This is a genomic window from Pseudomonas sp. SCT, from assembly GCF_003864275.1.
Taxonomy (GTDB): Bacteria; Pseudomonadota; Gammaproteobacteria; order Pseudomonadales; family Pseudomonadaceae; genus Stutzerimonas; species Stutzerimonas stutzeri_AE.
In genome coordinates this window covers 134,062-160,133 of sequence record NZ_BDJA01000004.1, presented here as the reverse complement: position 1 = coordinate 160,133, position 26,072 = coordinate 134,062, and the positions used below count along the sequence as shown (strand labels likewise).

26 protein-coding genes are annotated in these 26,072 nt (G+C 64.6%); 13 read left to right on the top strand and 13 right to left on the bottom strand.

Annotated elements, in window-relative coordinates:
- Window position 1: 1 nt before the first annotated feature.
- The gene (locus BHD08_RS11850) at window positions 2–1,537 is read right to left on the bottom strand and encodes an alpha-amylase family glycosyl hydrolase (protein WP_015278443.1); all 1,536 of its coding nucleotides are present in this window, start codon (window positions 1,535–1,537) and stop codon (window positions 2–4) included.
- A 186-nt stretch (window positions 1,538–1,723) separates the two neighbouring features.
- Between BHD08_RS11850 and gap the strand changes: the two genes are divergently transcribed.
- From gap to BHD08_RS11825, 5 genes are all read left to right on the top strand, one after another.
- A complete protein-coding gene (gene gap, locus BHD08_RS11845; protein ID WP_015278442.1) occupies window positions 1,724–2,734 on the top strand; it encodes a type I glyceraldehyde-3-phosphate dehydrogenase in 1,011 nt (336 codons plus the stop codon).
- Window positions 2,734–3,315, top strand: a complete 582-nt coding sequence (locus BHD08_RS11840) for a cyclodeaminase/cyclohydrolase family protein (protein ID WP_125022471.1) — start codon at window positions 2,734–2,736, stop codon at window positions 3,313–3,315. The genes gap and BHD08_RS11840 overlap by 1 nt, the downstream gene beginning before the upstream one ends.
- Before the next feature lie 161 nt (window positions 3,316–3,476).
- Complete coding sequence (locus BHD08_RS11835; RefSeq protein WP_125022469.1) at window positions 3,477–4,643, top strand: iron-containing alcohol dehydrogenase; 1,167 nt, start codon at window positions 3,477–3,479, stop codon at window positions 4,641–4,643.
- Window positions 4,644–4,647: 4 nt separating this feature from the next.
- The gene (locus BHD08_RS11830; protein WP_125022467.1) at window positions 4,648–6,150 is read left to right on the top strand and encodes a CoA-acylating methylmalonate-semialdehyde dehydrogenase; all 1,503 of its coding nucleotides are present in this window, start codon (window positions 4,648–4,650) and stop codon (window positions 6,148–6,150) included.
- A 90-nt stretch (window positions 6,151–6,240) separates the two neighbouring features.
- Window positions 6,241–7,029, top strand: coding sequence for an IclR family transcriptional regulator (locus BHD08_RS11825; protein WP_015278438.1), 789 nt, complete (start codon window positions 6,241–6,243; stop codon window positions 7,027–7,029).
- Between the two features lies 1 nt (window position 7,030).
- Here the strand turns inward: BHD08_RS11825 and BHD08_RS11820 are convergent, their stop codons facing one another.
- Window positions 7,031–7,648, bottom strand: a complete 618-nt coding sequence (locus tag BHD08_RS11820; RefSeq protein WP_015278437.1) for a hemolysin III family protein — start codon at window positions 7,646–7,648, stop codon at window positions 7,031–7,033.
- Between the two features lie 97 nt (window positions 7,649–7,745).
- Window positions 7,746–9,755 (bottom strand): DNA helicase Rep, encoded by a 2,010-nt coding sequence (rep, locus tag BHD08_RS11815; RefSeq protein ID WP_015278436.1) that lies wholly within the window; start codon window positions 9,753–9,755, stop codon window positions 7,746–7,748.
- A 245-nt stretch (window positions 9,756–10,000) separates the two neighbouring features.
- Here rep and BHD08_RS11810 point away from each other — a divergent pair, with 245 nt between their 5' ends.
- Complete coding sequence (locus BHD08_RS11810) at window positions 10,001–11,638, top strand: bifunctional diguanylate cyclase/phosphodiesterase (protein WP_041756780.1); 1,638 nt, start codon at window positions 10,001–10,003, stop codon at window positions 11,636–11,638.
- A 38-nt stretch (window positions 11,639–11,676) separates the two neighbouring features.
- Here BHD08_RS11810 and betT read toward each other — a convergent pair whose 3' ends face one another.
- The 3 genes from betT to BHD08_RS11795 all read right to left on the bottom strand — a co-directional run bounded on the left by betT (window position 11,677) and on the right by BHD08_RS11795 (window position 15,575).
- On the bottom strand, window positions 11,677–13,650 hold the full coding sequence (gene betT / locus BHD08_RS11805) for a choline BCCT transporter BetT (protein ID WP_015278434.1): 1,974 nt from the start codon (window positions 13,648–13,650) through the stop codon (window positions 11,677–11,679).
- Between the two features lie 131 nt (window positions 13,651–13,781).
- A complete protein-coding gene (locus BHD08_RS11800; protein ID WP_125022464.1) occupies window positions 13,782–15,278 on the bottom strand; it encodes a YifB family Mg chelatase-like AAA ATPase in 1,497 nt (498 codons plus the stop codon).
- 36 nt (window positions 15,279–15,314) lie between these two features.
- Entirely contained in the window at window positions 15,315–15,575 is a 261-nt protein-coding gene (locus BHD08_RS11795; RefSeq protein WP_125022462.1) for an accessory factor UbiK family protein, read from the bottom strand.
- A gap of 398 nt (window positions 15,576–15,973) precedes the next feature.
- Between BHD08_RS11795 and glnK the strand changes: the two genes are divergently transcribed.
- From glnK to sutA, 5 genes are all read left to right on the top strand, one after another.
- Window positions 15,974–16,312, top strand: coding sequence for a P-II family nitrogen regulator (gene glnK, locus BHD08_RS11790; protein ID WP_003096476.1), 339 nt, complete (start codon window positions 15,974–15,976; stop codon window positions 16,310–16,312).
- Window positions 16,313–16,350: 38 nt separating this feature from the next.
- Complete coding sequence (locus tag BHD08_RS11785; protein ID WP_003283409.1) at window positions 16,351–17,667, top strand: ammonium transporter; 1,317 nt, start codon at window positions 16,351–16,353, stop codon at window positions 17,665–17,667.
- A gap of 123 nt (window positions 17,668–17,790) precedes the next feature.
- Complete coding sequence (locus BHD08_RS11780) at window positions 17,791–19,041, top strand: ammonium transporter (protein ID WP_003283411.1); 1,251 nt, start codon at window positions 17,791–17,793, stop codon at window positions 19,039–19,041.
- A 103-nt stretch (window positions 19,042–19,144) separates the two neighbouring features.
- Window positions 19,145–19,570, top strand: a complete 426-nt coding sequence (locus tag BHD08_RS11775; protein ID WP_058063638.1) for a secondary thiamine-phosphate synthase enzyme YjbQ — start codon at window positions 19,145–19,147, stop codon at window positions 19,568–19,570.
- Window positions 19,571–19,648: 78 nt separating this feature from the next.
- Window positions 19,649–19,978 carry a transcriptional regulator SutA gene (gene sutA, locus BHD08_RS11770; protein WP_003283413.1) on the top strand — a complete coding sequence of 110 codons (330 nt, stop codon included), beginning with the start codon at window positions 19,649–19,651 and terminating at the stop codon, window positions 19,976–19,978.
- Between the two features lie 67 nt (window positions 19,979–20,045).
- Here sutA and BHD08_RS11765 read toward each other — a convergent pair whose 3' ends face one another.
- From BHD08_RS11765 to BHD08_RS11740, 6 genes are all read right to left on the bottom strand, one after another.
- Window positions 20,046–20,747: an HAD family hydrolase gene (locus BHD08_RS11765; protein ID WP_125022460.1), complete on the bottom strand. Its 702-nt coding sequence runs from the start codon at window positions 20,745–20,747 to the stop codon at window positions 20,046–20,048.
- A complete protein-coding gene (gene xerC, locus BHD08_RS11760) occupies window positions 20,744–21,643 on the bottom strand; it encodes a tyrosine recombinase XerC (protein ID WP_125022458.1) in 900 nt (299 codons plus the stop codon). The genes BHD08_RS11765 and xerC overlap by 4 nt, the downstream gene beginning before the upstream one ends.
- A 66-nt stretch (window positions 21,644–21,709) precedes the next feature.
- On the bottom strand, window positions 21,710–22,402 hold the full coding sequence (locus BHD08_RS11755) for a DUF484 family protein (RefSeq protein WP_015278426.1): 693 nt from the start codon (window positions 22,400–22,402) through the stop codon (window positions 21,710–21,712).
- Window positions 22,399–23,229: a diaminopimelate epimerase gene (gene dapF / locus BHD08_RS11750; RefSeq protein ID WP_125022456.1), complete on the bottom strand. Its 831-nt coding sequence runs from the start codon at window positions 23,227–23,229 to the stop codon at window positions 22,399–22,401. The genes BHD08_RS11755 and dapF overlap by 4 nt, the downstream gene beginning before the upstream one ends.
- Before the next feature lie 10 nt (window positions 23,230–23,239).
- On the bottom strand, window positions 23,240–24,487 hold the full coding sequence (gene lysA / locus BHD08_RS11745; RefSeq protein WP_125022454.1) for a diaminopimelate decarboxylase: 1,248 nt from the start codon (window positions 24,485–24,487) through the stop codon (window positions 23,240–23,242).
- A gap of 12 nt (window positions 24,488–24,499) precedes the next feature.
- Window positions 24,500–24,640: a lipoprotein gene (locus BHD08_RS11740; protein WP_003283423.1), complete on the bottom strand. Its 141-nt coding sequence runs from the start codon at window positions 24,638–24,640 to the stop codon at window positions 24,500–24,502.
- A 188-nt stretch (window positions 24,641–24,828) separates the two neighbouring features.
- On the opposite strand from BHD08_RS11740, the gene cyaY reads away from it, so the two are divergent.
- Window positions 24,829–25,161, top strand: a complete 333-nt coding sequence (gene cyaY / locus BHD08_RS11735; protein WP_015278423.1) for an iron donor protein CyaY — start codon at window positions 24,829–24,831, stop codon at window positions 25,159–25,161.
- Between the two features lie 160 nt (window positions 25,162–25,321).
- Complete coding sequence (gene rnk, locus BHD08_RS11730) at window positions 25,322–25,726, top strand: nucleoside diphosphate kinase regulator (protein WP_015278422.1); 405 nt, start codon at window positions 25,322–25,324, stop codon at window positions 25,724–25,726.
- Between the two features lie 83 nt (window positions 25,727–25,809).
- Here the strand turns inward: rnk and BHD08_RS11725 are convergent, their stop codons facing one another.
- Window positions 25,810–26,040 carry a DUF4880 domain-containing protein gene (locus BHD08_RS11725; protein WP_041756778.1) on the bottom strand — a complete coding sequence of 77 codons (231 nt, stop codon included), beginning with the start codon at window positions 26,038–26,040 and terminating at the stop codon, window positions 25,810–25,812.
- Between the last annotated feature and the right edge of the window lie 32 nt (window positions 26,041–26,072).

The window sequence follows — 26,072 nt, the reverse complement described above, 5'->3', positions numbered from 1 at the left end:
CTCAGTTCTCCATTGGGCGCAGCACAACGGCCTGCCCCGGGTTAAGGGTGCCGTTGTAAGGCGCGTTCTCTCCGACCCCGTCACTGGCGATCTCGACGTGCCAGTCGCCTGCGTGCGGGTGGGCATGGGGCTGCTCGGAGAAGTTGATGCAGACCAGTCGGCAGTCATCGCCGTGCTGCCTGCGATAGGCCAGTACCTCGGGGTGCGAGGCCAATTCTTCGAAGTCGCCGTGATGCAGCGCCGGGCTGGCTTTGCGTGCGGCGAGCAGGCGCTGGTAGAGCGCGAATATCGAATTCGCTGCGCCGGTCTGCCGTTCCGCAGCCAGTTCAGCGGCATCAGGCGGGAAGGGTAGCCAGGGTTCCGCACCTTGCCAGCCGTGGGGCGGTTCGGCCTGCCAGGGGATCGGCGCGCGGCAGCCGTCGCGGCCGCCCGGGTCGATGCGCGCCTCGTCGCGGATATGCGCATCCTCCAGGCCCAATTCTTCGCCCTGGTAGATGAACGGCGTGCCGCGCAACGTCAGCAGCAGCACCGCAGCCGCCCGTGCGGCGCGCTCGGAGCCCCGGTAACGGCTGCGCTGGCGCACGTTGTCGTGATTCGACAGCACCCAGGTCGGCCAGGCGCCGGCGGGTTGCAGCCAGTGTTCGACCTCGCGGATGCAGGTGCGAAACAGCACCGGGTCCCAGGGCGCGTCGAGTGGGTTGAAATTGAACGCCAGGTGCAGCTCATCGCCGGCGCCGTAGTACTGCAACACGCGCTCGGTGGAGCGGATGTTCACCTCGCCCACCAGCATGCGGTCGCCGGGATAGCTGTCGACCAGCTTGCGTAGACCGCGCAGCACTTCGTGGCTGTAAGGCTGATCGTTGAAGTCCGACAGCGGTTGGCCGGCCTGGCAGCGCGGGTCGTCGGCGAAGCTTAAGTCCTTGCCGGTGCAGTGGATGACGTCGATACGGAAGCCATCGATGCCGCGGTCGAGCCAGAAGCGCAGCACGTCGTGCATCGCCTCGACCACCTCGGGGTTGCGCCAGTTGAGGTCCGGTTGCTTGGCGAGGAACAGGTGCAGGTAGTACTGCTGGGTGTGCTCGTCCCAGGTCCAGGCGCTGCCGGCGCCGAGCGCGGCACGCCAGTTGTTCGGCTGGTCACGCCAGATGTACCAGTCGCGCTTGGGGTTGTCCCGCGAGCTGCGCGACTCGACGAACCAGGGATGCTCATCCGAGGTGTGATTGGGCACGAAATCCAGCAGCACGCGGATATTGCGGGCATGGGCTTCGGCGATCAGCCGGTCGATGTCGGCCAGCGAGCCGAACAGCGGGTCGATATCGCAATAGTCGCTGATGTCGTAGCCGGCATCGGCCATGGGCGAGCGGAAGATCGGCGACAGCCAGAGGGCGTCGACGCCCAGCTGCTGCAGATGATCGAGATGGCGCAGTACGCCGTTGAGGTCGCCGATGCCGTCGCCATTGCTGTCGGCAAACGACCGCGGGTAGATCTGATAAACGGTCGCGCCCTTCCACCACGGTGTTCGGGTTGTCTCGCTCATGCCATGTACCCCCTGATTCGTCTCAGGTCGCGGCCGATGCTGCACGACCGCTCTGTCAGGTTTACGACTGGTCAACGGCACATGGGTTCGTTAGTTAATTGATCCTGGTCGGTCCGCGATGAACGCAAGGGTGGATACTCCGCCTAAGCTAACGACAGACTTTCACCCCCCTCCGAGGAGATTTGCATGCTACGTATTGCCATCAACGGGTATGGACGTATCGGTCGCGCCGTCGTACGAGCGCTGTTCGAGCGTGGGTTGCAGGATCGGGTACAGGTGGTCGCGATCAACGATCTCAGCGACCACAAGACGCTGGTGCATCTGACCCGCTTCGATTCGACCTTTGGTCGTTTTCCCGAGCCGGTTGAGCTGCAGGGCGAGTCGATGGTGGTGCGCGGCCAGGCGATCCGCCTGCTGGCCGAACGCGATGCGACCCAGCTGCCGTGGAAGGAGCTGAATGTCGATGTGGTGCTCGAGTGCACCGGCAAGTTCAAGAAGCGCGCGATGATCGAGCAGCACCTGCAGGCCGGAGCCAGTCGCGTATTCGCCTCGCATCCGCTGGATGGCGGCGACCTGACCGTGGTCTACGGCGTGAATCACCAGCTGCTGGGCGATCAGCGCGTCGTCTCCAACGCCTCGTGCACCACCAACTGCCTGGCGCCGCTGGCCAAGGTGCTGCACGAGGCGGTCGGCATCCGTCAGGGCCTGCTCAACACCGTGCACTCCTACACCAACGACCAGAACCTGCTGGACAAGGCGCACAGCGATCTCTACCGCGCGCGTGCCGCGGCGTTGTCGATGATTCCGTCCACCACCGGTGCGGCCAAGGCCATCGGCCTGGTGCTGCCGGAGCTGGCCGGGCGTCTGGACGGGCTCTCGGTGCGGGTGCCGACGCCGAACGTCTCGCTGGTCGATCTGACCTTCATCGCCGAGAACGCGCCGGCAAGCGTCGAGGCAATCAACGACATCCTGCGTGCCGGGGCGCAGAAGCTGCCGGCCGGCGTCATGGAGTGCAATGAGGAAGCGCTGGTGTCCTGCGACTTCAACGGCTACCCGGCGTCCTGCGTCGCCGACCTCAGCCAGACCCGCGTGCAGGGCGAGCTGGTCAAGGTGATGGCCTGGTACGACAACGAGTGGGGCTTCTCCAACCGCATGCTCGATGTGTTGCTGCATTGGGACGGAGCCAAGTCGGCCTGATGGCCGAAACCGACCGACCGGGCGCGGGGCAGGGGCTCTGGCAGCTGAGCCTCGCGCAGTTTCGCCAATCCGTGGCCGAGCGTGCGTTGCCCGGCTGCGGTGCGGTTACCGCAGTCAGCGCTGACTTGGCCGTGGCGCTGATCATCAAGGCGCTGCGGGTCAGCGCGGCATATGGCGGTGCTTCTTGCGAGGCGCTGCTGGCCGAAGCCCGCTCGCTGCTTGGTCGTCCCGGTGCCTTTGCCGATGATGACGTTGCGGTCTTTTCCGACTATCTGAAGGACGACGAAGACCGGAAGCCTGACTTGTCGCGACAGGCCTGTGCAGTGCCGCTGGCGACGGCACATGCCTGCGTCGAGGCGCTGGGCATCGCCGAGCACGCCTTGCCGATGGTCGAGCCGGCGCTGCGCTGTGATGTCGAGGCAGCGGTGTTGTTGCTGAGCGCCTGCGTCGATGCCGTACTGCTCAATGTCGAGGCTGATATGGACGAGCTGGATGCAAAGGCGCGGGCCGATGTGCTGTCGGCGCGTGATCGCCTGCGGCAGCAATCGACTCAGCTTCGCGATCGTCTGAGCACTCGCTGATCCTGTTTCCCTAAGCACACCCCCTAATCCTGAGACGAAAGGTCTCGTTTCAGGTTGACGGCGGCTGCCTGCCCTACCTACTCTCCGGTTTATAGTGAGACGTATAGTCTCAAAATAAGAAGCTGCCGCTTCGTCAGGCAGTCCACATTCGGAGAGTGCCCATGAGTCATCGCATCGTCCTGCCGCGCCTGATGGAAGTCGGCGCCGGCGCCAGCCAGCAACTCGCCCGCGTGCTGAAGGAGCTGGGCTGCAATCGCCCGTTGATCGTCACCGACCGCATGATGGTCGAGCTGGGCTATGTCGCGCGCATTGCCGGTCAGCTGGAAGAAGCCGGTATCGCCAGCCAGTGCTTCGCCGATACCCTGCCCGAACCAACCGCTGCCTCGATCCGCGCCGGGGTGGAAATGGTCCGCCAGGGCGACTTCGACTCCATCGTTGCGCTCGGCGGCGGCAGCCCGATCGATTCGGCCAAGGCCATCGGCATCCTCGGCAAGTTCGGCGGCGAGATGCGCGACTACCGCTTCCCGCGCGACGTCAGCGAAGCCGGCCTGCCGCTGATCGCCATTCCCACCACCGCCGGCACCGGCTCGGAGGCGACGCGTTTCACCATCATCACCGACGAAACCAGCGACGAGAAAATGCTCTGCGCGGGCCTCGGCTTCATGCCCATCGCCGCGCTGATCGATTACGAGCTGACCCTCTCGCTGCCGCCGCGGGTCACCGCCGACACCGGCATCGATGCGCTGACCCACGCCATCGAGGCCTATGTCAGCCGCAAGGCCAGCCTCTACAGCGATGCCCAGGCGCTCGAAGCCATGCGTCTGCTGGCGCCGAACCTGCGCGCAGCCTTCCACGAGCCGGGCAACCGCGCCGCGCGCGAGGCAATGATGCTTGGCGCGACGCTGGCCGGGATCGCCTTCTCCAACGCCTCGGTGGCGCTGGTGCACGGCATGAGCCGACCGATCGGTGCCTTCTTCCATGTGCCGCACGGGCTGTCCAACGCCATGCTGCTGCCGGCGATCACCGCCTTCTCGATTCCCGCGGCGCCCGAGCGCTACGCCGATTGCGCGCGGGCGATGGGTGTCGCCGCGCAAACCGACAGCGTCGAGGTAGCCAACGACAAGCTGCTCGCCGAGCTGCGCGCGATCAATCAGGAACTGAAAGTGCCGAGCCCGGAACAGTTCGGCATCAGCCGCGAGCGCTTCTTCGAGCTGCGCGAGACCATGGCGCGCCAGGCGCTGGCCTCCGGCTCGCCGGGCAACAACCCGCGCGTGCCCACGGAAGCGGAAATCATCGACCTCTACGAAACCGTCTGGAACCAGGAGTGAAGCCATGCAGACCCTCGGCAACCTGATCAACAACGAGGCCGTCGCCGGCCGCTCCGAACGCCACGCCACCGTCTACAACCCGGCCACCGGCGAGCCGCGCCTGTACGTCTCGCTGTCCTCGGCGGACGAAACCCGCGAGGCCATCGCCGCCGCTCAGGCAGCCTTCGACGGCTGGTCGAAGACCCCGCCGCTGGTGCGCGCGCGGGTCATGTTTCGTTTCAAGGAATTGCTCGAACGGCGCCGCGACGACGTCGCCCGGCTGATCACCAGCGAACACGGCAAGGTCTTTTCCGACGCCCAGAGCGAAGTCACCCGCGGGCTGGAGGTGGTCGAGTTTGCCTGCGGCATCCCGCACCTGCTCAAGGGCGAGTTCTCCTCCAATGTTGGTCGCGACATCGATTCCAACTCGCTGATGCAGCCGCTGGGCGTCTGCGTCGGCATCACCCCGTTCAACTTCCCGGCCATGGTGCCGTTGTGGATGCTGCCGGTGGCCATCGCCTGCGGGAATACCTTCGTCCTCAAGCCTTCGGAAAAGGACCCCAGCGCGACCATGCTGCTCGGTGAGCTGCTGGCCGAAGCCGGGCTGCCGGCCGGCGTGCTGAACATCGTCAACGGCGACAAGGAAGCGGTGGACGTGTTGCTCACCGACGAGCGCGTGCAGTCGGTGAGCTTCGTCGGCTCGACGCCGATCGCCGAATACATCTATGCAACCGCGTCGGCCCACGGCAAGCGCTGCCAGGCGCTGGGCGGGGCGAAGAACCACATGGTGGTGATGCCCGATGCCGATCCGCAGCAGGTGGTCAGCTCGCTGATCGGCGCGGCTTATGGCTCGGCAGGCGAGCGCTGCATGGCCATTTCGGTGGCGGTGTGCGTCGGTGACGAGGTGGCCGACAAGCTGGTCGGCATGCTGCAAGACGAGATCGGCCAGATGCGCACCGGCCCGGGCCTGGGCATCGAGCCCGAGCCGCACATGGGCCCGCTGGTGACCCGTGAGCACCAGCAGAAGGTCAGCGGCTACATCGATCTGGGCGTGGAAGAGGGCGCGACGCTGGTCTGCGACGGTCGTGGCATCAAGGTCGAGGGCCATGAGAACGGCTTCTATGTCGGCCCGACGCTGTTCGACCGTGTCACGCCGAGCATGCGCATCTACCGCGAGGAAATCTTCGGTCCGGTGCTGGCAGTGGTGCGGGTGAAGAGCTTCGACGAGGCGCTGCAACTGATCAACGACCATGAATACGGCAATGGCACCTCGATCTTCACCCGCGACGGCGACACCGCGCGGCAGTTCGAGGAAAACGTCAAGGTCGGCATGGTCGGCGTCAACGTGCCGATCCCGGTGCCGATGGCCTTCCACTGCTTCGGCGGTTGGAAGCGCTCGGTGTTCGGCCCGCTGAACATGCACGGCCCGGATGGGGTGCGCTTCTTCACCCGGATGAAGACCGTGACCCGGCGCTGGCCCACCGGTATCCGCGCCGGTGCCGAGTTCGCCATGCCGACCATGAAGTAACCCGCGCGGCACCGTTGCACAGATGGTGCCGGTCGCTACACTCGTGCGCGCCCTGCGGGGCGCTCATCTCATCGAACGACAAGGCAGACGATGCGCAGCATTCCCCGCGAGAAAGGCTCCTCCATCACCCGCGTGCTGGAAATCATCGAGGCGGTTGCGGCGGCGAAGGAGCCGCTCAGCCCGACGGCCCTGGCCGAACGGCTGGACATTCCCAAGGCCAGCGCGCACCGGCTGGTGCAGACGCTGGAAAAGGAAGGCTTCCTGCAGTTCGGCCTGCGCGGTGGGCTGTTACCGGGCGAGCGCCTGCACGTCGCGGCGCTGAACATCCTGCGCAGCAGCCGGCACAACGCGCTGCGCCAGGCGATCCTGCGCCAGCTCTCCGAAGCCATCGGTGAAACCTGCGGGCTGGCCATCCCGGATGGGCTGGACATGCTCTATTTCGACCGGGTGCAGACCAACTGGCCGCTGCAGATCAACCTGCCCATTGGCAGCCACACGCCGCTCTGGTGCACCGCCAGTGGCAAGCTCTATCTGGCCTCGCTGCCGCCGGAGCAACTGGAGCGGGTGCTGCCGCGCTTGCCGCTACAACGGATGGCGCGCAACACGCTGACTGACCTCAGCGCGCTGCGTGACGATCTGGCGCGGGTGCGTGAAGAACAGCTCGGCACCGATTGCGAGGAGTTCATCGACGGCATGGTCGCCTGTGCGGTGCCGGTGCGGGATGCCGACGGCGAGCTGCTGGCCTGCCTGTTCAGCCATGCACCGGTGATTCGCTGCTCGATGGCGCAGCTGCTGGAGTTCGTGCCGCGGCTGCGCGCCGCGGCGCGCGAGCTGGAAGCCGTGCTCGGCAGCGCGGCGGCGCTGGACGAACAACGCTGAGTCAGATCACGTAGAACAGAATCGCAATGAAGTGCAGCAGGCTGCCAACCATCACGAAGATGTGCCAGATGCCGTGCCAGTGGCGGAAACGGTCGTCGAAGACGAAGAACACGATGCCTACCGTGTAGCAGATGCCGCCGGTCAGCAGCCAGGCGAAGCCGGCACCGCCGAGCGCCGCCAGCAGCGGCTTGACCGCCACCAGCACGATCCAGCCCATCACCGCGTAGATCACCAGTGACAGCACCCGCGCCTCGGAGCGCGGCTTGATCTCCTGCAGCATGCCGATCACCGCCAGGCCCCAGACGATGCCGAACAGCGTCCAGCCCCAGGGGCCGGCCAGAGTGACCAGGCAGAACGGCGTGTAGCTGCCGGCGATCAGCAGATAGATCGACAGGTGATCGAGCTTGCGCATGACCACCTTCGCCCGCCCGCGCAGGCTGTGGTACAGCGTCGAGATGCTGTAGAGCAGGATCAGGCTGAGGCCGTAGATCGCGGCACTGACGATCTTCGCCAGCTCGCCGTCGAGCGCCGCCAGCACCAGCAGCCAAATGGCGCCCAGACAGGCCAGCAGCGCACCGACCAGGTGCGTCCAGGCATTGAAGCGTTCACCGTGGTACATCGAATCCCTCCAGAAGCCGCAATCGGCAAAGCATGCCGCGGTTGGGTTACGGGATACAAACCGGTGCTGAATGCCCCTCGAAAAGAAGGGCGTGGCGTCAGCGCTTGAGCATCGCCCGCATCGCCGCCAGGGCGTCGTTGCCGCGCGCGGCCTTGACCTCCACCGGCGCATCCTCCTGGCCTTCCCAGACCAGGTCCTCGGGCGGCAGTTCGTCGAGGAAGCGGCTCGGCGTGCAGTCGATCACCTCGCCATACTGCTTGCGCTTGGCGGCGAAGGTCAGTGCCAGGTTGCGCTTGGCGCGGGTGATGCCGACGTAGGCCAGGCGCCGCTCTTCCTCGATGGTGTCGGACTCGATGCTGGAGCGGTGCGGCAGAATCTCTTCCTCGAAGCCGATGATGTACACCGAGGGGAATTCCAGGCCCTTGGAGGCGTGCATGGTCATCATCTGCACGCCCTCGGCGCCTTCTTCCTCTTCCTGCTGACGCTCGAGCATGTCGCGCAGCACCAGCTTGCCGATGGCGTCCTCGATGGTCATGTCGCCATCTTCGTCTTTATCCAGCGTGTTTTTCAGCGCATCGACGAGGAACCAGACGTTGCCCATGCGTGCGTCGGCCACCTTGTCGCTGGAGGCGTTCTGGCGCAGCCAGTTCTCGTAGTCGATGTCCATCACCATGCTGCGGATGGCGGCGATCGGCTCGTTGACCACGCATTGCTGGCGGACGTTGTCCATCCAGTGCTTGAAGCGCGCCAGGCGCTCGGCATAGCGGCTGTCCAGATGCGCGCCGAGGCCGATCTCGTCAGCGGCGGCGTACATCGAGATGCCGCGCTCGCTGGCATAGTTGCCGAGCTTTTCCAGGGTGGTGGAGCCGATCTCGCGGCGCGGCACATTGATCACCCGCAGGAAGGCGTTGTCGTCGTCCGGGTTGACCAGCAGGCGGAAGTAGCTCATCAGATCCTTCACTTCCTGGCGGGCGAAGAAGCTGGTGCCGCCGGACAGCCGATAGGGAATCTGGTGGTGCTGCAGCTTCAGCTCCATCAGCTTGGCCTGGTAGTTGCCGCGGTAGAGGATGGCGAAGTCGCTGTAGGGGCGCTGGGTACGCAGGTGTTCGGTGAGGATCTCCAGCGCCACCCGCTCGCACTCGGCATCCTCGTTGCGCGTGCGGATCACCCGGATCTCGTCGCCGTGGCCCATCTCCGACCACAGCTGCTTCTCGAACACGTGCGGGTTGTTGGCGATGAGGATGTTGGCGCACTTGAGGATGCGGCTGGTGGAGCGGTAGTTCTGCTCCAGCATCACCACCTTCAGCGAGGGGTAATCCTCTTTGAGCAGCATCAGGTTTTCCGGCCGCGCGCCACGCCAGGCGTAGATCGACTGGTCGTCGTCGCCGACCACGGTGAACTGGTTGCGCATGCCCACCAGCAGCTTGACCAGCAGATACTGGCTGGCGTTGGTGTCCTGGTATTCGTCGACTAACAGGTAGCGGATGCGGTTCTGCCACTTCTCCAGGATGTCGGCGTGCTCTTGAAAGAGTTTCACCGGCAGCAGGATCAGGTCGTTGAAGTCCACCGCGTTGTACGCCTTGAGCGTACGCTGGTAGTGCAGATAGACGATGGCGGCGGTCTGCTCCTTGGGATTGCGCGCGTTGGCCAGGGCCTCGTCGGGCAGGATCAGATCGTTCTTCCAGCTGTCGATGTAGTTCTTGATCTCATCGGCGCCGTCGTCGCCGGAATACTCCTTCTGCATGATGTCGGTGAGCAGCGCCTTGATGTCGCCGTCATCGAAGATCGAGAAACCGGGCTTGTAGCCCATCCGCGCGTATTCCTTGCGGATGATGTTCATGCCCAGGTTGTGGAAGGTGGACACGGTCAGGCCGCGCGCCTCGGCGCCCTTGAGCAGGCTGCCGACGCGCTCCTTCATTTCGCGCGCGGCCTTGTTGGTGAAGGTCATGGCGACGATATGGCGGGCCTGGATGCCGCACTGCTGCACCAGATAGGCAATCTTGCGGGTGATCACGCTGGTCTTGCCGGAGCCGGCGCCGGCGAGCACCAGCAGGGGGCCGCCGACGTAGTTCACGGCTTCCTGCTGCCGAGGATTGAGTCGGGACATGGAGTTCAGGTCATTCGAAGCGGGGGCGGGAGTTTAACAGGCTGATGCGCCGATGCTGGCCCGTTGCATGCTCAATAAATCACCGATCGTCGCGCATGGGGCTTGGCTGAACGAAATAATGGATTAGTCTTGTGCGCGCTGCAGGAGGCAGGGCATTTGCAAAGGACTGTGCGGGAATCGGGTGCGTGTCGCTCGTCTACAAACCCATCGAGTCTGGAGGCCGCTTGTCAGCGCCCGTGCAAACCATGCCGCTGCTGTTACTTGCCGATCGTCCCGAATGGGCGACGCGGCTGCGTGACTGCCTGCAGGCTTCGCATTGCACGGAGCGGTTGGTCATCGCGGCGAGCTGCGAATCAGCCGGCGAGCTGCTCGCATCGCCCTGCCTGCTGCTGGCGACCCCTCAATGCCGGCCGCCGGTCGGGCGCTATCCCTGGCCGCTGATCCTGCTGCTCGACGAAGAACCAGCGGACTCTCCGGAGGGTGCGGTGGACTGGCTGGTAGCCGATCAGCTGAGCCCCGAGGTGCTGCGCCGTTGCCTGCGCTACGTGCGTGAGCGCTGCAACCTGCAGGGCACCCTGCAGAAGCTCGCCGAGCAGGACCCGCACACCGGTATCGTCAACCGCCAGGGCTTCCAGACGCTGCTGTTCGATGCCCTGGCCGAACACCAGGAGCAGGGCCTGGTGCTGGGTTATCTGGATCTGGACAACTTTCGCCACGTCAACGATGCCCTGGGCCACGAGGCCGGGGACCGGCTGATCCTGCAGGTGGTGGCGCGGCTCAAGGCGCAGCTGGAGGTCGGCGACATGCTGGCGCGGCTGGGCGGCGACGAGTTCGCGCTGTTGCTCGATACCCGCGGTGATCCGCAGCGCGCCGAGGCGGTAGCCGATCGTATCGTCGAGGCATTGGCAGAACCCTACTGGGTGGAAGGCGAGAGCCTGATGCTTGGCTGCAGCATCGGTCTGGCGCGGGCCAGCGCGGGCATCAAGGCCGATCCGCTGCTCTGGCACGCGCAGATCGCCATGCGCCAGGCCAAGGCGAGCCAAGGCTGCACCTGGTGTTTCTATGACGAGCAGGTCAGCCGCAGCGCGCGCAGCCTGGCCGATCAGGAAGGTGAGCTGCGCCGCGCCCTGCGTCGCGGCGAGCTGGAGCTGCACTATCAGCCGCGTCTGTGCCTGGAGAGCGGGCGCATCGTCGGGCTGGAGGCGCTGGTGCGCTGGCTGCATCCGGAAAGAGGCCTGCTGGCCCCGGACGCATTCATACCCATGGCCGAGGAGAGCGGGCTGATCGTGCCGCTCGGCTACTGGGTAATCGCCCGGGCGCTGCGTGATCTGCAAAGCCTGCAGGATGGCGGCGCCGATGCGCTGCACATGGCGATCAACCTGTCGTTTCGCCAGTTCCAGGACAGCCAGCTGCTGCCGACCCTCAACCGCCTGATCGACGAGCGTGGCATCGATCCGCACTGGCTGGAATTCGAACTCACCGAAACCGCGGTGATGCGTCGTAGCGATCAGGTACAGAGCGCCATGAATGCGCTGGGCGAGCTGGGCGTGCGTTTCTCGCTGGATGATTTCGGCACCGGCTTTTCGTCGTTCGTGCACCTGTCCAGCCTGCCGATCACGCTGCTGAAGATCGACAAGAGCTTTGTCGCCGGCATGATCCTGCGGCCGGAGAAACTGCAGCTGGTGCAGGCGATGGTCGGGCTGGCGCACAACCTCGACCTGGAGGTGGTTGCCGAAGGCGTCGAGACGGCTGAACAGCTTGAGCTGCTGCGCCAGTTCGGCGCGCAGCAGGTGCAGGGCTATCTGGTCAGCCAGCCGCTGCCATTGGCCGAGCTGGTTAGCTTCATGAGTGCCGAACGTCTGTCCGCAGGTGTGGCGCACTGATCGGGGGCGTCCTGGCCGTGCCAGGACGCCGGAGCGATTCAGCGGACCATGTGCAGGAAGTGCATGTGTTTCTCGTACTGGCCGAGGATGTCGCTGATGACGTCCTCGCGGCTCCAGCCCATCACGTCGTAATCCTGACCGCCTTCCTTCAGGTGCACCTCGGCACGGAAGTACTTGCGCTCCTCGCGTTCGTCGTCATCGCTGGTGGCGACGAAGCTCGGCATGGCGTAGGCGCGGGGGCGAACCTCGTAGATGAAATCCGGCTCGCCGTCATGGGTGATTTCGAAGCGCAGGCGACGGTCTTCGCCTTCGCTGATCTCGACCACATAGCCCTGCTTGCGCATTTCCTCGGCGATGTCCTCGTAGGCCGGGCGCACCACTTCGGTGATGAAGCGCACCACATGGGCGCGCCGCGGAAACAGCATCAGCGTGCGCAGTCGGCGCTGCCAGCCTCCCGCTGTGCGCGGCGCGCTGGGCGAGGTGCTCAGCGCCTGGTAGCGCAGCCCCTGCTTGGTGGCATCCAGGCGCAGCGCCTTGAGCAGGCCCCACATCGAACAGAGCAGCGCGATGGTGAAGGGCAGGGCGCTGGCGATGGTCGCGGTCTGCAGGGCGGTCAGGCCATCGGCCAGTAGCAGTGCGATGGCCACGCCGCCCATGGACATCGCCCAGAAGATCCGCTGCCAGACCGGCGTGCCCTGTTTGCCGCCGGAGGCGAGCATGTCCACCACCAGTGCACCGGAATCCGCCGAGGTGACGAAGAACACCACCACCATGATGATGGCGATCAGCGAGATGAGCGCGGAGAACGGGAAGTGCTCGAGGAAGGCGAACAGCGCCAGCGAGCTGTCCTGTTCGATGGCATCGCCGAGGCTGGTCACGTGCTCCCAGAGGATCATGTGAATCGCGGTGTCACCGAATACGGTCATCCACAGCAGGGTGAAGGCGGTCGGCACCAGCAGCACGCCGGCGACGAACTCGCGAATCGTCCGGCCTCGCGAGATACGCGCGATGAACAGCCCGACGAAGGGCGACCAGGCCAGCCACCAGCCCCAGTAGAACAGCGTCCAGCCGCCGATCCAGTCGTTCGGCTCGTAGGCGTAGAGGTTGAAGGTCTTGTCGACGATGTCCGACAGGTAGCTACCGGTGTTCTGCACGAAAGTCTGCAGGATGAACACCGTCGGCCCGGCAACGAGCACCATCAGCAACAGCAGTGCTGCCAGTGTCAGGTTCAGCTCGGACAAGCGGCGCACGCCCTTGTCCAGCCCGGTAACCACCGAAACCGTGGCCAACAGCGTGGTGGCGATGATCAGGCCGATCTGCACCGGCACCGAGATCGGCAGGCCATAGAGGTGGTTCAGGCCGGTGTTGATCTGGGTGACGCCCAGACCCAGCGAGGTGGCGACCCCGAGTACGGTGCCGATGATGGCGAAGATGTCCACGGCATGGCCGATTGGCCCGTAGATGCGCTCGCCGATCAGTGGATAGAGCGCCGAGCGCAGCGTCAGCGGCAGGCCATGGCGGTAGGCGAAGTAGGCCAGGATCATCGCCACGATGGCGTAGATCGACCAGGCGTGCAGGCCCCAGTGGAAGAAGGTGATCTTCATCGCCTCGCGCGCGGCGAGCGTGGTGCCGCCTTCGCCGGTCGGCGGCGAGAGGAAGTGCATCACCGGTTCGGCGACGCCGAAGAACATCAGGCCGATGCCCATGCCGGCGGAGAACAGCATGGCGAACCAGGTCAGCGCGCTGTAGTCCGGCTCGCTGTGGTCCGGGCCGAGCTTGATGTCGCCATAGCGACTGAATGCCAGCAGCACCACCATCAGCAGGATGAGTGCGACGGCAAGGATGTAGAGCCAGCTGACGTTGGCGATGATCCAGGCCTGGGTGTCGCCAAACAGGGTTTGTGCGTGGCTCTGGAACGCGACGCTGTAGATCACCAGCGCCAGGATGATAACCGCCGAGCCATAGAAGACCGGGGCGTTGAGGTGGGAAGACGAGGGCTGTTTTGCCTCCATGCTGCGCTCCTTCGGATTGTGTCTGGGGGAGTGGCCGCCTGTGGCGAAAGCCAGCCAACTTAACACAGACCGCGAAGGACGCCGGTTGTCCGCGGCCGATTTGCGCGAGCCAGAGCCCGCGCCAGAGTGGCTCAGGCCTGGCTGCCGGGCCGGTACTGCAGTGCTTCGGCGAGGTGCTGGCGACTGATGCACGCAGCTTGTTCCAAATCGGCGAGAGTGCGTGCCACCTTGAGCAGACGGTGCGCGGCGCGCAGCGACAGCGCCAGGCGTTCGCAGGCGCGCTCCAGCCAGGCCTGATCCTCAGCCGTCAGCTGGCAATGACTGCGCAGGCCCGCCAGGTCGAGAAAGGCATTGGCACAGCCCTGGCGAGCCTGTTGCAGCTGTCGCGCCTGCGCCACTTGAGCGGCCAGCACGGCACTGCTTTGCCCTGTTTGCGGTGGTGCGTTGAGTGCCGTGGCCTCACGCGCCACGGTCAGATGCAGGTCGATGCGGTCGAGCAGCGGGCCGGAGAGCTTGTTGCGATAACGCTGGATCTGATCCGGCGTGCAGCGGCAGCGTCCGTTGGGATCGCCGAGATAGCCGCACGGGCAGGGGTTCATCGCCGCCACGAGCTGGAAGCGCGCCGGAAAGCGCACCTTGTCGCGCGCTCGGGCAATTACGATATGGCCTGATTCCAGCGGCTCGCGCAGGACCTCGAGCACCTTGCGGTCGAACTCCGGTAGCTCGTCGAGAAACAGCACACCTTGGTGCGCCAAAGTGATCTCGCCCGGCTGCGGCCGGCTGCCGCCACCGACCAGCGCAGGGCCCGATGCACTGTGATGGGGCTGCCGAAAGGGACGCTGCGGCCAATGTTCAAGTGGGCTGTGGCTGGCCACCGAATGGATGGCGGCGACTTCCAGCGCTTCCTGTTCGTCGAGCGGCGGCAACAGGCCGGGCAGGCGGCTGGCCAGCAGAGTCTTGCCGGTGCCAGGTGGCCCGGAAAACAAGAGGTTGTGAGCACCAGCCGCGGCAATCAGCAGCCCGCGCTTGGCGGCCTGCTGGCCTTGTACGTCAGCCAGGTCCGGGTAGGGCTGAATCTGCCGCAGCAGGCCTTGGGCGGCATAGGGTTCGAGCGGTGTGACGCCGTTGAAGTGCGCAGCGACCTCGAGCAGGTGTTCGGCGGCATAGACGGTGAGCCCGGAAGCGAGGCTGGCTTCCTCGGCGTTGGCTCGCGGCACCAGCAAGGCGCGTCCGGCAGCCCGGGCGGCAAGGGCTGCCGGCAACACGCCCTGAACCGGACGCAAGGCACCGGAGAGTGCGAGCTCGCCGAGGCATTCCAGACTGTCGAGGCGCTCGGCGGGCAGCTGACCGCTGGCTGCGAGAATGCCCAGGGCGATGGCCAGGTCGAAACGACCGCCATCCTTGGGTAAATCGGCGGGCGCAAGATTGAGGGTGATGCGGCGCGGCGGGAAGTCGAAGCCGGAGGTGAGGATGGCGCTGCGCACGCGGTCCTTGCTTTCCTTGACGGCGGTTTCCGGCAGGCCGACCAGCGCGAGGGCTGGCAGACCGTTGGCCAGGTGGGCTTCGACGGTTACCGGCGGCGCTTCTACACCGATCTGCGCGCGGCTATGAACTATGGCCAGGGACATTCGATCACTCCTTTGATCGTGTCGCGGCCCGACCTGTCAGGGCGCGGGCGGCGTGAGCTTTTCTTCCAGTTCGGCGACCTTGGCCTCAAGCGCTTCCAGGCGAGTACGAGTACGGGCGAGTACCACCATCTGGCTGTCGAACTCATCGCGGCTGACTACGTCGAGCTTGTTCAGCGCGCCCTGCACCACGCCCTTGAGCTGGGCTTCGAATTCACCACGCGGCAGCGGCGTCTCGCCGTTGAACAGGCGCGAGGCCTGGGAGCCGATGGCATCTAGAAAAGCTTTTGGCGGCAACATTGAAAGCACCTGTCGTTGGACGGGGCGCAGTGTAGCACGGTGTTTTTTGCGGCTTTCTGGCGCGTCGTGCACAGAAACTGAGCAGGGGGTGGTGCGCAGTCGCACCATTAGGGTGCGTCGGCTGAGCGCAACCGTCCGTCGGCCGCCTCCGTTCTGGGTAAAAGCCCTTGCAAATTGGGGCTTGCGTAAAGCTGGCATCGATTCTGCTTTGTCCCCAGCAACGCATGCACCAGCGGGTTGCGGTGCATGGGTGATTCGAGACGCTTTGTCGGAGAGGTTGGTGGTGTCGGTCAGCTGCTCGGGTACAGCCGGAGCGTTACAAGAGCCAGACACTGAGCTTAGACTTGAGCCGGGTTCGTACTTCTGGGGCAAGTCCACCTAAAACGGGAGAAGTTTTCATGAAACTAGTCACTGCCATCATCAAGCCGTTCAAGCTGGACGACGTGCGCGAGTCTCTGTCGGAAATCGGCGTACAGGGCATCACCGTTACTGAAGTCAAAGGCTTCGGTCGTCAGAAGGGTCACACTGAGCTATACCGTGGTGCCGAATACGTCGTCGACTTCCTGCCGAAAGTGAAGATCGATGTAGCCATCGCCGACGATCAGCTCGATCGCGTCATCGAGGCCATCACCAAGGCCGCCAATACCGGCAAGATCGGTGACGGCAAGATCTTCGTGGTCAACCTGGAACAGGCCATCCGCATCCGTACCGGCGAAACCGATACCGACGCGATTTAAGCAGCACCTCCGAACCCCCACGCCCCAGGAGTAAAACCATGACTCTGCGAAGATTCGCAGGGCTAGGAGCCCTTTTGTCTCTGATAAGTCCAGGCCTGGCCCTGGCGCAGGAGGCAACGCTGGATTCAGGCGACACGGCATGGATGCTGACGGCCACTGCGCTGGTGCTGTTCATGACCATCCCTGGGCTGGCACTGTTCTACGGCGGCATGGTCCGCTCGAAGAACATTCTCTCGGTGATGATGCAGTGCTTCGCCGTCACCGGCCTGATGAGCATCCTCTGGATGGTCTATGGCTACAGCCTCGCTTTCGACACCACGGGTATGGAAGCCGGGGTCACCAACTTCAATTCTTTCGTTGGCGGTCTGGATCGCGCTTTCCTCAGCGGTCTGACGCCCGACAGCCTGGTCGGCGCCTTCCCTGAAAGCGTCTTCATCACCTTCCAGATGACCTTCGCCATCATCACCCCGGCACTTATCGTCGGCGCCTTCGCCGAGCGTATGAAGTTCTCCGCGATGCTGGTGTTCACGGGCGTCTGGTTCACGCTGGTCTATGCGCCGATCGCACACATGGTATGGGGCGGCGACGGCGGCCTGATGTGGGACTGGGGCGTGCTCGACTTCGCCGGCGGCACCGTGGTGCACATCAATGCCGGTATCGCCGGTCTGGTGGCATGCCTGGTGCTGGGTAAGCGCAAGGGTTACCCGAACACGCCAATGGCGCCGCACAACCTGGGCCTGACTCTGGTCGGTGCCGCGATGCTCTGGGTCGGCTGGTTTGGCTTCAACGCAGGCTCGGCCATTGCCGCCAACGGTACGGCCGGCATGGCCATGCTGGTCACCCAGATCGCTACTGCAGCCGCGGCGCTGGGTTGGATGTTCGCCGAGTGGATCGGCCACGGCAAACCCAGCGCGCTAGGCATCGCCTCCGGCGTGGTGGCCGGTCTGGTCGCCATCACCCCGGCCGCCGGCACCGTCGGTCCGATGGGCGCGCTGGTCATCGGCCTGGTCTCCGGAGTGGTCTGCTTCTTCTGCGCCACCAGCCTGAAACGCAAGCTCGGCTACGACGACTCTCTGGATGCGTTCGGTGTGCACGGCATTGGCGGCATCGTCGGTGCGCTGCTTACCGGCATCTTCGCCGCACCCATGCTGGGCGGCTTCGGCGAAGTGGAGAGCATTGGTCTGCAGCTGTGGATCCAGTTCAAGGGCGTGCTGTTCACCGTGGTGTACACCGGCATCGTCACCTACCTGATCCTCAAGGCGATCGATCTGGTGATGGGGCTGCGGGTCAACGAGGAGCAGGAAACCATCGGCCTGGACCTCAGCCTGCATAACGAGCGTGGCTACAACCTGTAATCCATTCAGGGCACCCCGGAGCCAACGCCGGGGCCAATCCTAAAAGCGGTGCAGGCCTTCGATGCAGCATGCGATGGCCTGCGGACCGAACAGCGCATACAGCGCGACAGCAAGAGGTGACACATGGATAGCACTGCATTGATACCCGTCCAGTACGGACTCGATACCTTCTACTTCGTGATCTGCGGAGCGCTGGTGATGTGGATGGCGGCAGGTTTTGCCATGCTCGAAGCCGGTCTGGTCCGGGCGAAGAACACCGCCGAGATTCTTACCAAGAACATCGTGCTCTACTCGCTGGCTTCGATCATGTACCTGCTGGTCGGCTACTACATCATGTACTCCAGCCCGGAAGGTGGCATTTTCCCGAGTCTGGGCTTCCTGATCGGCGACGAACATGCAGTCGACCTGGTCGCGGCCGGGGGTGAGGATGCGCCTTACTATTCCGCTCGCGCTGACTTCTTCTTCCAGATCGTGTTCGCCGCAACCTGCATGTCGGTGGTCTCCGGTGCGGTGGCCGAGCGCATGAAGCTGTGGGCGTTCATCGCCTTCGCCGTGGTGATGACCGGCTTCATCTATCCGGTTCAGGGCTTCTGGAAGTGGGGCGGTGGTTTCCTCGACGCGGCTGGCTTCCTCGACTTCGCCGGCTCCGGCATCGTGCACATGGCTGGCGCGGCTGCAGCTCTGGCGGGTGTCTTGTTGCTCGGTGCACGTAAGGGCAAGTACGGCCCGAACGGCCAGATCAATGCCATTCCCGGCGCCAACATGCCGATGGCGACGCTCGGTGCCTTCATCCTTTGGATGGGTTGGTTCGGCTTCAACGGTGGCTCGCAGCTGAAAATGAGCACCATCGAAGACGCCAACGCCGTGGCCCAGGTCTTCGTCAACACCAACATGGGTGCTGCTGGCGGCCTGATCGCTGCACTGATCACCGCGCGCCTGCTGTTTGGCAAGTCCGACCTGACCATGGTCCTCAACGGTGCGCTAGCCGGCCTGGTGGCCATCACTGCAGAGCCGCTGACCCCGAGCGCGCTGCAAGCGACCCTGATCGGTGGTGTGGGTGGTGTGCTGGTGGTGTTCAGCATCCTCGGTCTGGACAAGCTCAAGCTTGATGACCCGGTCGGAGCGATCTCCGTGCACGGTGTCGCCGGCATGTGGGGCCTGATGGCCGTGCCGCTGACCAATGCCGATGCCACCTTCGGTGCACAACTGCTGGGCCTGGTGTCGATCTTCCTCTGGGTGTTCATCGCCAGCCTGATCGTCTGGGGCATCATCAAGGCAGTGATGGGCCTGCGCGTCAGCGAGGAGGAGGAATACGAGGGTGTGGACGTGGTGGAGTGCGGTCTGGAAGCCTATCCGGAATTCACTCGCCAGTAACAATTGCGCGGTTCATGACAAGGGCGCCTTTTGGCGCCCTTTGTTTTTTTCTACGCCACGCTAGAATGCGCGCGACCAGCCGTTGAACATGAGCCTCTCGAACATGTGGCAACAGACTCTGATCACCTTGCGAGCGCGGCCACGCGGCTTCCATCTCATTACCGATGAACTGCTAGATGCACTGCCGGAACTGCGGCAATGCCGGGTCGGTCTGTTACACCTGTGGCTGCGGCATACCTCGGCGTCGCTGACGATCAACGAGAATGCCGATGCAGCGGTGCGGCGCGATTTCGAGCGCTTCTTCAATCGCCTGGTGCCGCAGGGTGAGGGGGGCTACGAGCACGACTACGAAGGGCCGGACGATCTGCCTGCGCACTTCAAGGCCAGCCTGCTCGGCTGTCAGTTGAGCCTGCCGGTCAGTGATGGGCGCCTGGCACTCGGTACTTGGCAGGGCATCTATCTCGGAGAGCACCGCGACCAGGGTGGGGCGCGGCAGATAGTGGCAACGCTGCACGGGACGGCAAGTTGAATTTTTTTTGGCGGTGTCGGTTTTTCCGCATCGCTGGGCTATAACTTACTCCGCTTTGGCAAGGCCATGAGGTTGAACATGAGCGACGAAGAACTAGAACAAGACGATCTGGACGTTAGCGACGAGGAGGAAGGGGAAGAGCTGAACGCTGCCGATGATGGCGACGACAGCCTCGACGACGAAGGCACCGACAGCGAGCGCGCTACGCCGGCCAAGAAGGCCAAGGCCAAGGCCGTGGAACCGGACGAACTGCCGAGCCTGGAAGCCAAGCAGAAGGAGCGCGATGCGCTGGCGCGGGCCATGGAAGAATTCCTCGCGCGTGGCGGCCAGGTGCAGGAAGTCGAACCCAATGTGGTCGCCGACCCGCCGAAGAAGCCGGACAGCAAGTACGGCAGCCGCCCTATCTGAGTCGGCCGAATTGCAAAAAAGCCCGCATCACGGCGGGCTTTTTCGCGTCTGGCGTATGGATCGTTGTTCAGTCGCCGCGCCAGCCATGCAGCAGTTTTGGCAGCTCCGCCAGGCTCTGGATCTCGGCATCGGGATGGTAGTCGTGCGGCCAGACGGCGCGCTTTGGATTGAACCAGATCGCCCGCAGGCCGGCCTGCTGCGCCCCGGCGATGTCGTCGAGGGCGTGGTCGCCGATGTGCACGGCTTGCTCCGGGCGCGCATCGCCCAGTCGCAAGGCCTGCTGGAACGGGTGCGGGTCCGGCTTGCCGACGCCCAGCTCCTCGGCGCACAGGGTGAACTGGAAATAGTCGGCCAGGCCCAGGCGGCGCACGTCGGCATTGCCGTTGGTGATCACGCCAAGGGTGTAGTGATTGGCGAGAAACTCCAGGGTCGGTTGCACGTCCGGGAAAATCTGCACCTCATGGCGCGCATCGAGAAATACCTGAAACGCCTGTTCGGCCAGCCCGTCCGCTTCATCGGCGGGATAACCGGCATCGTGTAACGCGTGCTGCAGGATGCGTCGGCGCAGCTCGCTGATGCGGTGGCGCAGCGCCGGGTCCCGTTCGATCAGCATGCGGCGGATAGCGCCCAGCGCCTCGACGGGAAATTCGCCCAGGCGCGGTGCATGTACCGCCAGCCAGTCGCGCAGCGCGGTCTCGGCGCTCTGGATTGCCGGCGTGGTTTCCCAGAAGGTATCGTCCAGGTCGAAGGTGATCAGGCGAATGCTCATGTGTCGGTGTCCTGCTTGCGCTTGGCGCGCGGATGCGCCTGATCGTAGACCTTGGCCAGGTGCTGAAAGTCCAGATGGGTATAGATCTGCGTGGTGCCGATGTCGGCATGGCCGAGCAGCTCCTGCACCGAGCGCAGGTCCTGGGACGACTCCAGCAGGTGGCTGGCGAAGCTATGGCGCAGCATATGTGGGTGCAGATGCTGGCCGAGCTCGCGCACACCGGCCTGACGCACCCGCAGTTGCACGGCGCGGGCACCGAGGCGACGGCCCTGCTGGCCGATGAATACCGCGCCATCGGCTGGGTTGGCCAGCGCGCGTATTGGCAACCAGGCCTGCAACGCCTCGCGCGCCTTGCGCCCGACGGGCAGCTCGCGAACCTTGTTGCCCTTGCCGAGCACCCGCACCAGCCCCGCCGGCAGGTCGAGCTGGTCAAGGTTCAGGCCAACCAGTTCCGACAGGCGCAGACCGGATGAATAGAACAGCTCGAGCATCGCCTGGTCACGCAGGGCGATGAAGTCGTCCTCGACGCCACCATCGAGCAACTGCATGGCCCGGTCGGTATCCAGCAGCTTCGGTAGACGCCGTTCGCCTTTCGGCGCCGACAGACCGGCGGCCGGGTCGTGTTGGCAGATGCCTTCCTGATTGAGATAGCGATACAGGCCGCGCACCGATGACAGCAGGCGTGCCAGGCTGCGGCTGGATTGGCCCTGACGATGTAGCTCAGCGATCAGCTGGCGCAGGTGGCGGCCCTGTAGCCCGCGCCAGTCGGCTATCTGCTCGCGCTCGCAATGGGCCAGCAGCTTGTTCAGGTCGCGGCGGTAGCCTTCCAACGAGTGGCCCGACAGTTGCCGGGCGCTGCGCAGGTATTCGAAGTAGGCGTCGAGTTCGTTCTGCATGAGCAGGCTCCAGCCTCAGGCCGCGAGCAGGCGCGCGTGATGCTTGGCGTTGGTCTGCAATTGTGCTCAGCGCACCGAGCGCAGCGGGGTGCCGAAGCGCGGCAGCACGCGGGTCAGCACTTCGGCGATATAGCCGAGGAACAGCGTGCCCAGCGAACTCTTGTAGTGCTGCGGGTCCGGGCTGCCGATGGCCAGCACGCCGAGCTGGTTGTTCAGGCTGACCACCGCGGCAGAGCCAACGCTGCCACCATCCTCGCCGAAGAGGAAGTTCAGTTCATGCGGGCGCAGTACGCCGCAGATGGTCTTGCCGCCGTCGAGCAGCCCGCCGATGCTCTGCTGCGCCTCGCCGGTGCTGACGCAGCGGCCGACCGGAAGCGTGGCTTCGCTGAACAGGATCAGGCTGACATAGGGGACCTGAAATTCATGGCGCAGGCTGTCTTCGACTGCGCTGACCACTTCTTCCAGGCTGCTGGCGTCGAGCAGGTCGAGCACCAGGCGGCGGGTCTTGTCGAACAGGCGGTCGTTGTCGCGGGCCACATCCATCAGTTGCGACAGGCGATGGCGCATCTCGATATTGCGCTCGCGCAGCAGTTTGACCTGGCGTTCGACCAGCGACACGGCGGTGCCTGGTTGATGGGGAATGCGCAACTCCGGGATCAGCTCGTCGTGGTCGACGAAGAACTCCGGATGGGCGCGCAGGTAGGCGGCGACGGCTTCGGCGTCGGGAAGCGGGGTGCTGCCCTGGGTCTGGTCGGTCATAGGCGAACCTGTCCTTCAAATACGCGAACGGCGGGGCCGGTCATCATAACCGGCTGTCCGGGACCTGCCCATTCGATGGACAGGCGGCCACCCGGCAGGTCGATCTGCACCGGGGAGTCCATCCAGCCCTGGCGAATGGCGGCTACCGCGGCCGCGCAGGCACCGGTGCCACAGGCCTGGGTCTCACCGGCGCCGCGCTCCCAGACGCGCAGACGTGCCTGACGGCGGTCGACGATCTGCAGGAAGCCAACGTTGACCCGTTGTGGAAAGCGCGGGTGATGCTCAATCTTCGGTCCGAGCTCATGCACGGGTGCCTGCTCGACGCTGTCGACGCGCAGCACCGCGTGGGGGTTGCCCATCGACACGGCGGCCAGCTCGACGCGCTGGCCATCGACCTCGAGCGGATAACACAGGGCTTCCTGGTCGGCCTGGAACGGAATCTCGGCCGGCACCAGGCGTGGCGGGCCCATGTCGACGCGGATCTGTCCATCCGGGCGGATGTCCAGCTCGATGATGCCGCCCTTGGTTTCGACCTTGATCTTGCGTTTGACGGTCAGGCGCTTGTCGACCACGAAGCGGGCGAAGCAGCGCGCGCCGTTGCCGCACTGCTCCACTTCCGAACCGTCGGAGTTGAAGATGCGGTAGCGGAAATCGACGTCCGGATTCTGCGGTGGCTCGACGATCAGCAGCTGATCGAAGCCGACGCCGGTATGGCGATCGCCCCACTGCTTGGCGTGCTTGGGCTGGATGTGCGCGTGCTGGCTGACCAGGTCGATGACCATGAAGTCATTGCCCAGACCGTGCATCTTGGTAAAGCGCAGAAGCATGATCTTGGCCTCAAGTGGGCAGCAGGCTTTCGCCGGCGTATAGCTCCTGAACGCTCTCGCGACGGCGCACTTCGAAGGCCTGGTCACCGTCCACCAGCACCTCGGCGGCGCGACCGCGGGTGTTGTAGTTGGAGCTCATGACGAAGCCGTAGGCACCGGCCGAACACACCGCCAGCAGGTCGCCCTCGACCAGCGCCAGCTCACGATCCTTGGCGAGGAAATCGCCGGTCTCGCAGATCGGCCCGACGATGTCGTAGCGGCGCGTATCGCCTTCGTGCGGCTGCACCGCGATGACGTTCATCCAGGCCTGATACAGCGCCGGACGGATCAGATCGTTCATCGCCGCATCGACGATGGCGAAATCCTTGTGCGCGGTGTGCTTGAGGTATTCCACGCGGGTCAGCAGCACGCCGGCGTTGGCGACGATGGAGCGGCCCGGTTCGAACACCAGCGCCAGGCCGCGGCCTTCGATGCGCTGGCGCACGGCCTGGATGTAGTCGCCGGCCAGCGGTGGCTGCTCGTCGCGGTAACGCACGCCAAGGCCGCCACCGAGGTCAAGGTGACGAATCTGGATGCCGCGTGCGGCGAGGCGGTCGGTCAAGGCGAGCAGGCGATCGAGCGCATCGAGGAAGGGCGGCAGGCTGGTCAGCTGCGAGCCGATGTGGCAATCGACGCCGACCACTTCCAGGTTCGGCAGCTCGGCGGCGCGGGCATAGACCGTCTCGGCGTTGTCGATATCGATGCCGAACTTGTTCTCTTTCAGACCGGTGGAAATGTACGGGTGGGTGCCGGCATCGACGTCCGGATTGACCCGCAGCGATACGGGCGCCTTTTTGCCAAGCTCGGCGGCGACCTTCTGCAGGCGCTCCAGCTCGTCGGTGGACTCGACGTTGAAGCAATGCACACCGACTTCCAGCGCGCGACGCATGTCGTCACGGGTCTTGCCGACGCCGGAGAAGACGATACGGTCCGGCTGGCCGCCAGCGGCCAGCACGCGCTCCAGCTCACCGCGCGAAACGATATCGAAGCCGGCACCGAGGCGCGCCAGCACGTTCAGCACGCCCAGGTTCGAGTTGGCTTTGACGGCGAAGCAGACCAGATGCGGCATGCCATCCAGCGCATCGGCATAGGCCCGGTACTGGGCCTCGATGTGCGCGCGGGAATAGACGTAAGTCGGGGTGCCGAAGCGTTGCGCAAGTGCGGACAGTGCCACGCCTTCCGCGAAGAGTTGACCGTCGCGGTACGAGAAGGCCTCCATGAACAGCCTCCTTTAGAGTTCGAAACGGTCTTTGGAACGTTCTTTGACGGTCTGCTCGTCATCCGGCAGGTACAGCGGACCTTTCTGGCCACAACCGCTGAGCGCGGCGGCGAAGACGGCGAGGGCGATGAAGGGAAGCAGGAGGCGCTTCATGGGGGCTGGAATCCTTGAAAAATCTAATCGCCGGAGTATACCCAGCACCCGGCGGATTGCCTATGTGAGCCGCACGTCACCCGGCGGCCTTGCTGGCTGGCGGCTCGCTTGATTCGACCGCCCCCTGCTAAGCTCGCCGCCATCGCGTGCGGCAGGGTCGCGCGCAGCACAATTCGAGGAAATGTTGCATGAGCCTGAGCGAAGCCCGTTATCACGATCTGGTCGATGCTGTGCAGGAGAGCGTCGAGGACGTATTCGATGACACCAGCATGGACGTCGATCTGGAAAATTCCGGGGGTGTGCTGACCGTGCGTTTCGCCAACGGCAGCCAGCTGATCCTCAGTCGTCAGCCGGTGTTGCGCCAGTTGTGGGTCGCGGCGCGCTCCGGCGGCTTTCATTTCGACTACGACGAGGGCGGCCAGCTGTGGTTGTGCGATGCCAGCGGCGAGCGCCTCGGTGAGCTGCTGACGCGAGTGACGCTGGAGCAGGGCGGCGAAGCGTTAGAGTTCGAGGACATCTAAGCCATCGGCGCGCAGGCCCCGTTTTCCGGGGCCTGCAGGCAGGGGCCTTGCTTATTCGGGCTGCTGTGATAGTGTCTTTCGCAGGTCAACAAAACCCCGCCTTCGGGCGGGGTTTTGCTTTTTTCGTCTTTTGATTTTTCGCAGGAGCTTGCCAGAACCCATGACCAGTGCACCGCCGATCATCCTTACCCAACTCGATCTGCAGCGCCTTGAGCGGCTGCTCGACAGCCTCGACGACTACGGTCCGGCTGCCGAAGCGCTCGAGCAGGAACTGTCGCGGGCGCAGATTGTGGAGCGCAGCGAAATGCCTGCCGGTGTCGTCACCATGAACTCGCGGGTGCATTGCCTGGATGAGGGAACCGGCAAGGAATATCACCTGACGCTGGTCTACCCCCACGACGCTGGCAAGGAAGGTACTGTTTCCGTCCTGGCGCCGGTGGGCACGGCGCTGCTGGGCATGAGCGTCGGCCAGCACATCGACTGGCCAACCCCTGCCGGCAAGATCATCAAGCTCACCCTGCTCGCCATCGAGTATCAGCCCGAGGCGGCTGGCGATCCGTTCTGACCCAGCCTTGGCGTTCTATCGGATCGGTATCCCGCCGGGGTTTCCGTTGACGCGGGGCGGCGCCTGCTGCAACGGCGGGCGTATCAGACTCGCCGAGGGCGACGGCAGATGACGTTGACAATCCAGGCGCCGGCATTTTTGCCAGGACGCCGCTGCCGTTGAACTTCCGTCGGAAGCTGCCCAGTCAGCTGCCATATCTGCTCCGCTCGTTGCCAGGCGCTGGCATTTACAGGCGAGGCCCGTTGCCAGGCCTCGCAGGCAGCACGCAGTTCCTGGTCGTCGGGCGAAGCCTGCAGCCAGATAAGCCATTCCATGGCGCAATTCCATTGGGGTGCGGGAATTTCAC

Coding starts and splice junctions, on each gene's coding strand:
- BHD08_RS11850 (WP_015278443.1), bottom strand. CDS start 1,537: ATGAGCGAGACAACCCGAACACCGTGGTGGAAGGGCGCGACCGTTTAT.
- gap (WP_015278442.1), top strand. CDS start 1,724: ATGCTACGTATTGCCATCAACGGGTATGGACGTATCGGTCGCGCCGTC.
- BHD08_RS11840 (WP_125022471.1), top strand. CDS start 2,734: ATGGCCGAAACCGACCGACCGGGCGCGGGGCAGGGGCTCTGGCAGCTG.
- BHD08_RS11835 (WP_125022469.1), top strand. CDS start 3,477: ATGAGTCATCGCATCGTCCTGCCGCGCCTGATGGAAGTCGGCGCCGGC.
- BHD08_RS11830 (WP_125022467.1), top strand. CDS start 4,648: ATGCAGACCCTCGGCAACCTGATCAACAACGAGGCCGTCGCCGGCCGC.
- BHD08_RS11825 (WP_015278438.1), top strand. CDS start 6,241: ATGCGCAGCATTCCCCGCGAGAAAGGCTCCTCCATCACCCGCGTGCTG.
- BHD08_RS11820 (WP_015278437.1), bottom strand. CDS start 7,648: ATGTACCACGGTGAACGCTTCAATGCCTGGACGCACCTGGTCGGTGCG.
- rep (WP_015278436.1), bottom strand. CDS start 9,755: ATGTCCCGACTCAATCCTCGGCAGCAGGAAGCCGTGAACTACGTCGGC.
- BHD08_RS11810 (WP_041756780.1), top strand. CDS start 10,001: ATGCCGCTGCTGTTACTTGCCGATCGTCCCGAATGGGCGACGCGGCTG.
- betT (WP_015278434.1), bottom strand. CDS start 13,650: ATGGAGGCAAAACAGCCCTCGTCTTCCCACCTCAACGCCCCGGTCTTC.
- BHD08_RS11800 (WP_125022464.1), bottom strand. CDS start 15,278: ATGTCCCTGGCCATAGTTCATAGCCGCGCGCAGATCGGTGTAGAAGCG.
- BHD08_RS11795 (WP_125022462.1), bottom strand. CDS start 15,575: ATGTTGCCGCCAAAAGCTTTTCTAGATGCCATCGGCTCCCAGGCCTCG.
- glnK (WP_003096476.1), top strand. CDS start 15,974: ATGAAACTAGTCACTGCCATCATCAAGCCGTTCAAGCTGGACGACGTG.
- BHD08_RS11785 (WP_003283409.1), top strand. CDS start 16,351: ATGACTCTGCGAAGATTCGCAGGGCTAGGAGCCCTTTTGTCTCTGATA.
- BHD08_RS11780 (WP_003283411.1), top strand. CDS start 17,791: ATGGATAGCACTGCATTGATACCCGTCCAGTACGGACTCGATACCTTC.
- BHD08_RS11775 (WP_058063638.1), top strand. CDS start 19,145: ATGTGGCAACAGACTCTGATCACCTTGCGAGCGCGGCCACGCGGCTTC.
- sutA (WP_003283413.1), top strand. CDS start 19,649: ATGAGCGACGAAGAACTAGAACAAGACGATCTGGACGTTAGCGACGAG.
- BHD08_RS11765 (WP_125022460.1), bottom strand. CDS start 20,747: ATGAGCATTCGCCTGATCACCTTCGACCTGGACGATACCTTCTGGGAA.
- xerC (WP_125022458.1), bottom strand. CDS start 21,643: ATGCAGAACGAACTCGACGCCTACTTCGAATACCTGCGCAGCGCCCGG.
- BHD08_RS11755 (WP_015278426.1), bottom strand. CDS start 22,402: ATGACCGACCAGACCCAGGGCAGCACCCCGCTTCCCGACGCCGAAGCC.
- dapF (WP_125022456.1), bottom strand. CDS start 23,229: ATGCTTCTGCGCTTTACCAAGATGCACGGTCTGGGCAATGACTTCATG.
- lysA (WP_125022454.1), bottom strand. CDS start 24,487: ATGGAGGCCTTCTCGTACCGCGACGGTCAACTCTTCGCGGAAGGCGTG.
- BHD08_RS11740 (WP_003283423.1), bottom strand. CDS start 24,640: ATGAAGCGCCTCCTGCTTCCCTTCATCGCCCTCGCCGTCTTCGCCGCC.
- cyaY (WP_015278423.1), top strand. CDS start 24,829: ATGAGCCTGAGCGAAGCCCGTTATCACGATCTGGTCGATGCTGTGCAG.
- rnk (WP_015278422.1), top strand. CDS start 25,322: ATGACCAGTGCACCGCCGATCATCCTTACCCAACTCGATCTGCAGCGC.
- BHD08_RS11725 (WP_041756778.1), bottom strand. CDS start 26,040: ATGGAATGGCTTATCTGGCTGCAGGCTTCGCCCGACGACCAGGAACTG.